This is a genomic window from Mycobacterium sp. TH-M116 (assembly GCF_057473685.1).
Window position 1 is genome coordinate 1 of record NZ_JBYCLC010000226.1, and the last position, 10,316, is coordinate 10,316.

The window sequence follows — 10,316 nt, forward strand, 5'->3', positions numbered from 1 at the left end:
TCGACGAGCACCATGCGGTTCTGCTCCTCGGCCGCCGCGGTGAACGCGTCGTCGAGCTCGCCGTAGGTCTGCGCCCGGAACGACAGGTAGTTGGTGACGCCCAGTGCGCTGGGGAGATCCGTCCATCGCCAGTTGACGATGTCGTTGTAGGGCGCCGTCTCCCCGTGGATCGCCCGTTCGATGGTGTAGCCGTCGTTGTTGACGACCACGATGACCGGCGACAGCCCCTCGCGCGAAAAGTTGCCCAGCTCCTGCACGGTCAGCTGGGCGGCGCCGTCGCCGATGAGCAGCACCGTCCTGCGGTCCGGATGCGCGACCCCGGCACCGAACGCGGCGGGCAGGGTGTATCCGATCGAGCCCCACAGGGGTTGGCCGATGAAGGTGACCCCCCGCGGCAGCCGGTGGTCGGCCATACCGTAGAACGATGTGCCCTGGTCGGCGAGCACCACGTTGCCCGGTGTGAGCGCCGCGCACAACCGGTCCCACAGCATCTGCTGGGTGAGCGGCTGGTCGCGTTCCGGCGTGCCGTCGGCCTGAGCAAGCGTTTCGGACGGGGCCGCCACCAACTCGGGTGAACGTGTTCCGCGCCGGAGCAGGATCTCGGCCAACGCGTCGAGGGCGGCGCCCATCTCCAGTGGCGCGAAAACCCGGCCCGCCACGTTGCTCTGGTATTGCCCCACGTCGATGGTTCGCGTCAGGTCGATGTGCTGGCTGAAGAAGCCGCTGACCATGTCGGTGAAGACCACCCCGGCGGTGACCAGCACCGGCGCCTCTTCGATCGCGGTGCGCACCAGCGGGTTGCTCGCCGCCCCGGCGTAGATGCCCAGGAAATGCGGCGAACTCTCGTCAAGCAGGCTCTTGCCCCACATCAGCGTGGCGTAAGGCACCACGTCGGCGGCCAGTAACGCCTCGAGTTCTTTGACTACCTGCAGCCGATGGACCAACAGGTCGGCGAGCACCGTCAACCGATGCTTGCCGATGAGCTCGGCGGCGGCCGCGGTGAACTCGGCCAGCGCCCGCGGGCTGGTGCCCCCGGTGTACCGCGGCAGCGGGGCGTCGGCGGGTTCGGTGGGAAAACGCGCCACGTCGGTGGACATCAGGATGTATCCGGGCCGCTTCTGCTCCCGCACCTCGGACAGTACCCGGTCGATCTCGCGGCAGGCGGTTGCCGGCATGAGATTGGCTTGAGCGCAGGTGATTTCGCGGCTGATCCGGAGGAAGTGCTCGAAGTCGCCGTCGCCGAGTGAATGGTGCAGCGCACGCCGGGTGCCCTGGGCGTCCTTTGACGGGCCGCCGACGACGTGCACCACGGGCACCTGCTCGGCGTAGCTGCCCGCGATCGCGTTCGCCGCCGAGAGCTCGCCGACCCCGAAGGTCGTTACCACGGCCGACATTCCACGCAGCCGCCCGTACCCGTCGGCGGCGTAGCCGGCGTTGAGCTCGTTGGCGCCGCCCACCCATCGAAGGTTCGGGTGGGCGACGATGTGGTCGAGGAATTCCAGGTTGTAGTCACCGGGAACGCCGAAGATCTCGGACACGCCGAGCTCGGCGAGGCGGTCGAGCAGGTAGTCGCCGACGGTGTAGATGGGCTCGAGGGTCGCATCATTCACGAAGTCGACGTTACGCCCGGTCCGAATCACTCCCGTTACGGCTCCGATTGGCCTATGGTGCGGCCATGGCCATCACCGAGTCGCGCGACATCGTCATCGAAGCGAGCCCGGCGCAGATCCTGGACGTCATCGCCGACTTCGAGGCGATGCCCGAATGGTCCGAACCCCATCGGAGCGCGGAGGTTCTCGAGACCGGCGACGACGGCCGGCCGCGCCAGGTCACGATGAAGGACGACACCCTGGTGAAGTTCGAGCTGCTCGCCGACCCGAACGTGCCGCTTCCGGGCTTCGTGCTCAAACGCGTCGTCAAGGGGGCGATCGACTCTGCGACGAACGCCCTGCGCGAACGGGTGCTGAAGTGCAAGAAGGACAAGTAGTCCGGTGGTTCGCGGCGGGCCCCTGGACGGGGTCAGGGTCATCGAGCTCGGCGGCATCGGACCGGGGCCGCACGCCGGGATGATGCTGGCCGACCTCGGCGCTGACGTGGTACGGGTGCGTCGCCCGGCCGGCGGGCTCACGATCCCGCCGGAGAACCGCGACCTGCTGCACCGCGGCAAGCGCATCGTCGACCTGGACGTCAAGGCCCGGCCCGGGGCACTGCTGGAACTGGCCGCCAAAGCCGACGTGCTGCTGGACTGTTTCCGGCCCGGCACCTGCGAGCGGCTCGGCATCGGCCCCGACGACTGCGCGGCGGCAAACCCGCGCCTGATCTTCGCGCGGATCACCGGGTGGGGGCAACGAGGGCCGCTGGCCCACACGGCCGGCCACGACATCAACTATCTGGCGCAGACCGGTGCGCTCTCCGCGCTCGGTTACGCCGATCGCCCACCGATGCCGCCGCTGAACCTCGTCGCCGACTTCGGCGGCGGTTCGATGCTCGTCCTGGTGGGCATCATCGCCGCCTTGTACGAGCGGGAACGTTCCGGCCGCGGGCAGGTCGTCGATGCGGCGATGGTCGACGGGGTCAGTCTGCTCGCCCAGGTGATGTGGACGATGAAGTCGACTGGGGTGCTGCGTGACCGGCGTGAATCGTTTCTGCTCGACGGCGGTGCCCCGTTCTACCGCTGCTATGAGACCTCCGACGGCATGTACGTGGCGGTCGGGGCGATCGAGCCGCAGTTCTTCGCCGCGTTGCTGGCCGGGCTCGGCCTGTTGCCCGACGAGGTACCCGACCAGCTCGACATCGCCTCGTACCCGAAGATGTGCGACATTTTTGCCGAAAGGTTCGCCGGCCGGACCCGCGACGAGTGGACGCGGGTCTTCGCCGGCACCGACGCGTGCGTGACGCCGGTCCTGAATTGGGGCGAGGCGGCCACCGACGACCACCTGCGGGCTCGGTCCACGCTGATCACCGCCCACGGCGTCGACCAGGCCGCGCCTGCGCCGCGCTTTTCCCGAACCCCGGCCCCGCCGGTGGGTGCACCAGTGGCCAGAACCACGTTGCTGAGTGAAATCAATTGGTAATAAACAGTTTAGGTGAAATGTGCCCGCGTCCTCTAGGGCGTTGGCAGGTTGACCATAGTGGCCCTGCGCGAGTCGTCCACGACGCCAAAGGGCCACCCCGGCAACGTCGCCGGCATGTCGAGTGCAACGTCAAGCCGGGCGGGTGCAGCCACGACCTGGCTCCGTGTGGACTGAGCGGGCTCATCGCCGGTGGCAGCGGGCTGATCGGAAATTCCCGGGCGCATCCGTTGCCACGATTGCTAGCCTGGTAGCGGTGGCCGTACAAGCGTCGGCGCAGATCGTCATCGATGCGCCTCCGGAAGTGATCATGGTGGTGCTCGCCGATGTCGACTCGGTGCCCAGCTGGTCCTCGGTGCACAAGAAGGCCGAAATCATCGATACCTATCCCGACGGCCTTCCGCACCATGTCAAGGTTACGGTCAAGGTGCTCGGCATCGTCGATCATGAAGTGCTGGAATACCATTGGGGTCCTGACTGGCTGGTGTGGGATGCGCAGAGGACCGCGCAGCAGCACGGTCAGCACGTCGAATACAGGTTGCAACGCATCGGCATCGACAAGACGCGAGTCCATTTCGACATCACTCTGGAACCGTCGGCGCCGTTGCCGGAGTTTCTGGTCAACCGTGCACGAAAGACGTTGCTGCGCTCCGCAACCGAGGGATTGCGCAAGCAGGTCCTGGACACGCAGCGGCCCCGCGGACCGGAGTAGCAGGTAGAGCAAGGCGCGGGATGGCCTCAGGCCGCCGGTCCGGCGGAAGCCGGCGTCAGCGGCAGACTCAGCCGGAAGGCCGCTCCGGATTCCTGGGGAAGGCACTCCAGCGTACCGTGGTGCACCTCGGCCAGTCCCCGGGCGATCGACAGCCCGAGGCCGGCCCCTCCGGAGCCGCGGTCCCGCGCGTCGTCGAGGCGGACCAGCCGGTCGAAGACTCGCTCACGGTCCGCGTCGGGGATGCCCGGCCCGGTGTCGACAACCGTCACCTCCGCGGTCTGGTCACACACGGCGGTGCGTATGGTGATCTCGCCGCCGCACGGGGTGTACCGGCGGGCGTTGTCCAACACGTTCGACAGGATCTGGACGATCCGGCCCGGGTCGGCGCGGATGGGTAGGCGACTGCCGTCCCCGACCAGGCGCACCGACACGCTGGGCGCGAGCATGGCGGCGCGTTCCACCTCGGCGGCCACGACGTCGACGAGGTCCACGTCCTCGGTGCGCAAGGCCGCCCCCGCGTCGATGCCGGCGATGTCCAGGAGATCGGAAACCAGCCGGCTGGCCCGACGGGTTTCGTCGCCCAGCAGCGCGGCGTAGCGGCGCAGCCGGGAGATCGACGCGTCGGCATGGCCGGTTCCCTCGGTGCTGGCGGTCAGCTGTTGGGCCACCGCCTGGATCGCGGTCACCGGGCTGCGCAGCTCGTGCGCCGCGTCGGAAAGGAAGCGGCGCGTCTTCAACTCGGCTCCCTGGGCGGCCTCAGCGGCCTGGTGGGCGGTGATCTCGGCGGTCTCCAGCGCGTCGAGCATGGTGTCGAACGCGGCGGCGGCGTGGCCGAGTTCGGTCGAGGGCCGGTCCGGCCGGAGTCGACGGCCGCGGTCGCCGTGGGTGATCTGCTCCGCCGTCGAGGTTATCCGCTGCAGGGGGGCCAGCGCGCGACCGACGACGAGCCGGACCAGCGCCGCGATCAAAATCAGCGTGGCGACGCCGCCCAGGAGAAGGTCGCGGCGCAGCTCGGCCCGGCGGGCCTGGATTCCGTTGGTCTTGGCCACCATGACGAGCGTCGAGCCGTCGCGCAAGATGCGGGTGACCGACTTGCTGCTCCGCTCCCGGGCCGACGGTGCCGGCACCAGCCCGGTTTGCGGCGGCGGGGACGCGGTGGGCGTCAGCGAGCGGTCACCGTAGCGGGTACCGTCCGGGCCGATCACCTGTACGCGGATTCGCTGCGCCTGCAGCTGGGCGACGAGTTCGGCGGGCCCGACGCCCACCTTGACGAGATTGGCGGCGCGGACGACGTCGTCGGCCAGCCGAGACTCGAGGTCACGGTTGAGCTGCACGCCGACCACCTCGTCGATCGCCGCGCCGAGGGCCATCAGCAGGATGGCGATCAGCCCCACCGTCGCCACCGTCACCCGCCGGCGCAGCGACGGAGTGGGCGTGGTCGGCGCGGTCACGGATGGGCCGCCGACAACCGGTAGCCGATGCCCCGGACCGTGTGCAGCATCCGGGACCCGTGTGCCTCCAGTTTGCGGCGTAACGCGCTGATATAGACCTCGACGAGGTTGGCGTCATAGGCGTCGTATCCCCATACCGCGGCCAGGATCTGGTCCTTGCTCACCGTCCGTCCCCGTTGTTCCACCAGGTAGCTCAGCAGCTTGAACTCGGTGCCGGTGAGGTCCAGGATGGTGCCGGCCCGGCTCACCGCACCGCCGTCGGCGTCCAGCACCAGATCGCCGACCTGCATGGCCGAGGGCACCCGTCCGCGTCGCCGCAGCACGGCGCCCACCCGGGAGACCAGCTCGGCGACGTCGAACGGCTTGACCACGTAGTCGTCCGCGCCCGCGTCGAGCCCGTGCAACCGATCCGGGAGCGCGTCCCGGGCGGTGAGCAGGACTATGCCCGCGTCACCGTAGCCGCGGACCACGTCGATGAGGGCGAAGCCGTCGCGGCCGGGCATCATCACGTCGAGCACCACCAAGTCGGGCCGAAACGCGGCCAGCGCATCCTCCAGCCCCCGGCCGTCCACCCGCCCGCCGCTGATGTACCCGGCATCGGCGAGCGCCTCAACGACCATCTCGCGGATGGCGGCGTAGTCCTCCACCACCAGCACCCGGGGTGGGTTGGTGTCCGCGTGCTGTCGAGCCGAAAGTCCATGCACACGGCCATTGTGACGACGTTTTCCTGAAGGGAGGCTGAGCGTGCGCGCCCGCGGGCGCCTCTTTCAGCTGCGCTTCAGCTTCGCCGCGGAGTGTCGGGGTCGAACGAAGACCCGACCTACCCGAGCACAAAGGTTGTTGCGCAATGGATTTCGGAATGCTGCCACCGGAAGTCAACTCCGCGCGGATGTATGCGGGACCGGGCTCTGCTCCGTTCCTGACGGCCGCGGCGGCCTGGGACGGACTGGCCGCCGAACTGCGTGTCACGGCGGCTTCCTACGACTCGGTGATCTCGGGCCTGGCGAGTTCGTGGACGGGACCGGCGTCGGCCTCGATGGCCGGCGCGGTCGCGCCCTACGTCGCGTGGATGAACACCACCGCCGCCCAGTCCGAGCAGACCGCGGCCCAGGCGCGCGCGGCGGCGGCCGCCTATGAAGCTGCGTTCGCGATGACGGTGCCGCCGCAGGTCGTCGCGGCCAACCGCAGTTTGGTGATGTCGCTGATCGCCGCGAACTTCCTGGGGCAGAACACCCCGGCGATCGCGGCTGCCGAGGCGCAGTACGGCGAGATGTGGGCGCAGGACGCCGCCGCCATGTACGGCTACGCCGGCGCCTCGGCGAGCGCATCGCGGCTGACGCCGTTCCAGGCGCCGCAACAGGTCAGCAACCCGGCGGGTCTGGTCAGCCAGGCCGCGGCGGTGCACGCCGCCACGACGACCGCGGCGGCCAACACCCAGACGACCCTGCAGGAGGCCATGGTTGCGCTGCCGCAGACCCTGCAGGGGCTCGCCTCACCGTTGTCCTCGGCGTCGTCCCTGCCGTCCACGTCGACGCTGACGGCGGTGTTCAACTCCTCGATGAACAACCTGAAGACGGTCCTCTATCCGGCGTCGATCGTCTCGATGATGCCGATGCGGGGACTCTCGATGGCCAACATGTCGAAATCCCTGATGTCGTCGGTCGGGGCGGCCGCCAAGGCCATTCCCGCAGCCGGGGCGGCGCTGCCGCACGGCGTCGGGTCGGGAGCCCTGGGGCCACTCGGCACGGTGAACCTGGGTGTGGTCGGGAGCCCGGGCGCGGTGTCGGCGGGCTTGGGCCGGGCCGTCCCGGTCGGCGCACTGTCCGTGCCGCAGGCGTGGTCGCCGGGGCCGATAGCCGACCGTTTTGCGGCGGGACTGCCGGGGGCCGGGTTCGGATCGCTGCCGAGCGAGGCCGCCGCATCGATGGGTCTGCCACCGATGACGCCGATCACGAACATGGCCACGCAGGGCATGTTCACCGCGGCCCCTCGCTACGGGTTCCGTCCTGCGGTGCTGGCCCGCCCGCCGGCCGCGGGATGAGCAACGCGCCCCGGTTATCCTGCGGGCCGTTTCCGCAATGCCGCGAGTCGCCTGAGCGCTTCGTCCAGGGTGTCTTCACGTTTGCAGAAGGTGAAGCGCACCAGATGATTCCACACCCTGGCCTGCTCCGCGGCGTGCCCCGCGGTCGGGTCGCAGAACGCTGACATCGGGATGGCGGCCACGCCCACCCGCTGCGGTAGGTCCGCGCAGAACGTGGTGCTGTCGTCGTAGCCGAGCGGGCGCGGGTCGGCGCACAGGAAGTACGTGCCGTGGCTGTCGTGGACCTCGAAACCGATCTCCGTCAGCCCCGCGGTGAGCCGGTCCCGTCTGGCCTGCAACGTGTTCCGGAGTTCGGCCACCCACGCGTCCTCGGTGTCGAGCGCCAGGGCGACCGCGGGCTGGAACGGGGCGCCGCCGACATAGCTCAGATACTGTTTGGCCGCTTTCATGCCGACGATGAGCGGGGCCGGGCCGCAGGCCCATCCGATCTTCCAGCCGGTGCAGTTGAACATCTTGGCGGCGCTGGAAATGGTGACGGTACGCTCGGCCATGCCGTCGAAGCCAGCCAGCGGCAGGTGCTCGTGCCCGTCAAACACCAGGTGCTCGTACACCTCGTCGGTGATCACCACAAGATCTGCCGCGACCGCGATTTCGGCGATGGCCGCCAGTTCGTTTCTGCTCAGGACCGCGCCGGTCGGGTTGTGCGGTGTGTTGACGATCAGCGCCCGGGTGCGCGGCGTGACCGCCCGGCGCAACGCGTCGGAGTCCAGGGCGAAGCCGCGCCCGTCGGCGACCAGCGGCACGGCCACCCGGTGGGCGCCGGCCATGGCCACCACGGGGGCGTAGGAGTCGTAGAACGGCTCGATGAGCACGACTTCCTCACCGGGCTCCACCAGGCCGAGCACCGCCGCCGCGATGCCCTCCGTGGCCCCGACCGTGACCAGCACTTCGGTGTCGGGGTCGTAGTCGATGCCGAACCGCCGCCGCCGCTGGGTGGCGATGGCTTGGCGCAGCGCCGGGATGCCGATGCCCGGCGGGTACTGGTTGGCGCCCTCGGCGATGGCGTCCTGCGCGGCCTTCAGCAAGGCGGGGGGCCCGTCCTCGTCGGGGAAGCCCTGGCCGAGGTTCACCGCGCCGATCCGCGCGGCCAGGGCCGACATTTCGGCGAACACCGTGGTCGCGTACGGACGCAGTCGCGACACCGTCATGGCAGTCGAGCTTAAGGCGCGTTGCCGATGCGTCCCGCAGGGCCCGGGATGGGTTACGGTCGTTTACACACGGGACGGAGGTTGTCATGGCCGGGCAGATCCCTTTGGTCGACTATCTGGTGCTCGACGACGGCGAACCGCACCTCGTCGCGCACGAGTGCACCCACTGCGGGGCCCGGTTCTTCGACCGGCGCAACGCGTGCGCGAGTTGTTTTGCCACGGAGTTCACGACCGTCCCGGTAGCGACCGAGGGCACGGTGCGCGCGTTCACGATCGTCACGTTCGCCGCGCCGGGGATTCCGACCCCGTTCGTTGCGGCGGTGGTGGACTGCGACGGCACCCAGGTGCGGGCCAACCTGATCAATGTCGAGCCCGACCCCGAGCAGGTGCGCGATGGGATGAAAGTGCGGCTGGCCACCCATTCGCTGGGAGCCGACGCCGAGGGCACCGAGGCGATCGGCTTCGGTTTCGAGCCGGCCGCCTGAGCAACCGAGTCACTTCGAAGGAGCAGCGACGATGAGCGCCAGCGACGAGATCTGGATCCTGGGCATCCGGATGACCAAGTTCGGCAAGCACCCCGACCTCGACACCGTCGACCTGGCGGCCGAGGCGGCAATGGGCGCACTCGCCGATGCCGGGGTGAGCATGGCCGACATCGGTGTGCTGGCGGCGGGCAACCTGATGAACGCCAGCGCCGGCATCGGTCAGCAGCTGCAGAAGCAGATCGGCCAGACCGGCATCCCGGTGTACAACGTGGCCAACGCGTGTGCCACCGGGGCCACCGCACTGCGCACCGCGATCATGGCGGTCAAGGCCGGCGAGGTCGACTACGGGATGGCTGTGGGTGTGGAGAAGCTGTCCGGGGCCGGTCTGCTGGCCGGGGGCAGTCAGCAGAAGTCCGACGACGTGTGGGCGCCCAAGGGCCGCTACGGCGCGGTCGCCCCGGTCGACGGGCGCATCGGCACCGAGACCATGCCCGGGGTGTTCGCCCAGATCGGCACCGAGTACGGCCACAAGTACGGCGGCACCAGCTTCGAGCTGTTCGCCAAGATCAGCGAGAAGAACCACGCCCACTCGACGCTGAACCCGCTGGCCGCCTACCAGAAACGGTTCACCCTCGAGCAGATCATGGGCGACGTCATGATCGCCTACCCGAATACCCGCCCGATGTGCTCGGCCAACTGCGACGGTGCCGCGGCCGCCGTTGTCTGCAACGGCGCGACGCTGAAGTCTCTCTCGCTGCAGCAGCGTCGGCGCGCGGTGAAGGTGTCGGCGTCGGTGCTGACCACCGATCCCTACGAAGAAGGCTGCCAAGTCCTGCCCAATGTCAACACGCTGACGCGCAGGGCGGCCGCGACCGCCTACGAGCAGGCCGGCGTCGGCCCGGGCGAGCTGGACCTGGTCGAGCTGCACGACTGTTTTGCCACCGCCGAGCTGGTGCATTACGACAACCTGATGCTGTGCGAAGAGGGCGGGGCCGCCGACTTCTTCAACTCAGGGGCCACCTGGCGCGACGGCTCGACACCGGTCAACGTCTCGGGCGGGCTGCAGTCCAAGGGTCATCCCATCGCGGCCACCGGCATCGCCAACATCTGGGAAGTCTGCCACCACCTGCGCGGCGAGGCCGGCGACCGTCAGATCGCCGACGCGAAAGTCGGGCTGGCCCACGTCATCGGGCTGGGCTCGGCCTGCGGCGTGCACATCCTGGAGAAATCAGCGGCCTGACCTTGTCGACGGCGTGACGCTCGGCGGTTCGGGGACGGCCGAGCGCCGTCGGCCCAACCAACAGGTTGGATGGGAGTCCTGTTAGGGTGCTGGTACTCCGGCCTAACC

General features: G+C 69.3%; 10 protein-coding genes. 6 read left to right on the plus strand and 4 right to left on the minus strand.

Going from position 1 to position 10,316, the window contains the following annotated elements; genetic code table 11:
• A partial coding sequence (locus AC2VOK_RS11500) for an alpha-keto acid decarboxylase family protein (protein WP_428900580.1) occupies positions 1-1,610 on the minus strand: 1,610 nt, incomplete at its 3' end.
• Between the two features lie 65 nt (positions 1,611-1,675).
• Between AC2VOK_RS11500 and AC2VOK_RS11505 the strand changes: the two genes are divergently transcribed.
• The 3 genes from AC2VOK_RS11505 to AC2VOK_RS11515 all read left to right on the plus strand — a co-directional run bounded on the left by AC2VOK_RS11505 (position 1,676) and on the right by AC2VOK_RS11515 (position 3,783).
• Positions 1,676-1,987 (plus strand): SRPBCC family protein, encoded by a 312-nt coding sequence (locus tag AC2VOK_RS11505; RefSeq protein WP_428900581.1) that lies wholly within the window; start codon positions 1,676-1,678, stop codon positions 1,985-1,987.
• A 4-nt stretch (positions 1,988-1,991) separates the two neighbouring features.
• Positions 1,992-3,074, plus strand: a complete 1,083-nt coding sequence (locus tag AC2VOK_RS11510; RefSeq protein ID WP_428900582.1) for a CaiB/BaiF CoA transferase family protein — start codon at positions 1,992-1,994, stop codon at positions 3,072-3,074.
• Positions 3,075-3,327: 253 nt separating this feature from the next.
• Positions 3,328-3,783 carry an SRPBCC family protein gene (locus tag AC2VOK_RS11515; RefSeq protein ID WP_428900583.1) on the plus strand — a complete coding sequence of 152 codons (456 nt, stop codon included), beginning with the start codon at positions 3,328-3,330 and terminating at the stop codon, positions 3,781-3,783.
• A 26-nt stretch (positions 3,784-3,809) separates the two neighbouring features.
• Here the strand turns inward: AC2VOK_RS11515 and AC2VOK_RS11520 are convergent, their stop codons facing one another.
• Together AC2VOK_RS11520 and AC2VOK_RS11525 are read right to left on the minus strand one after the other, a co-directional pair.
• Positions 3,810-5,234, minus strand: coding sequence for a sensor histidine kinase (locus tag AC2VOK_RS11520; RefSeq protein WP_428900584.1), 1,425 nt, complete (start codon positions 5,232-5,234; stop codon positions 3,810-3,812).
• Positions 5,231-5,938: a response regulator transcription factor gene (locus AC2VOK_RS11525; RefSeq protein WP_428900585.1), complete on the minus strand. Its 708-nt coding sequence runs from the start codon at positions 5,936-5,938 to the stop codon at positions 5,231-5,233. The genes AC2VOK_RS11520 and AC2VOK_RS11525 overlap by 4 nt, the downstream gene beginning before the upstream one ends.
• Before the next feature lie 143 nt (positions 5,939-6,081).
• Here AC2VOK_RS11525 and AC2VOK_RS11530 point away from each other — a divergent pair, with 143 nt between their 5' ends.
• Positions 6,082-7,275, plus strand: a complete 1,194-nt coding sequence (locus AC2VOK_RS11530) for a PPE family protein (RefSeq protein ID WP_428900586.1) — start codon at positions 6,082-6,084, stop codon at positions 7,273-7,275.
• Between the two features lie 14 nt (positions 7,276-7,289).
• Here the strand turns inward: AC2VOK_RS11530 and AC2VOK_RS11535 are convergent, their stop codons facing one another.
• A complete protein-coding gene (locus tag AC2VOK_RS11535) occupies positions 7,290-8,483 on the minus strand; it encodes a pyridoxal phosphate-dependent aminotransferase (protein WP_428900587.1) in 1,194 nt (397 codons plus the stop codon).
• Between the two features lie 86 nt (positions 8,484-8,569).
• Here AC2VOK_RS11535 and AC2VOK_RS11540 point away from each other — a divergent pair, with 86 nt between their 5' ends.
• Positions 8,570-8,968 (plus strand): Zn-ribbon domain-containing OB-fold protein, encoded by a 399-nt coding sequence (locus AC2VOK_RS11540; RefSeq protein WP_428900588.1) that lies wholly within the window; start codon positions 8,570-8,572, stop codon positions 8,966-8,968.
• Between the two features lie 31 nt (positions 8,969-8,999).
• The gene (locus tag AC2VOK_RS11545; protein WP_428900589.1) at positions 9,000-10,208 is read left to right on the plus strand and encodes a thiolase family protein; all 1,209 of its coding nucleotides are present in this window, start codon (positions 9,000-9,002) and stop codon (positions 10,206-10,208) included.
• The last annotated feature ends 108 nt before the right edge of the window (positions 10,209-10,316 follow it).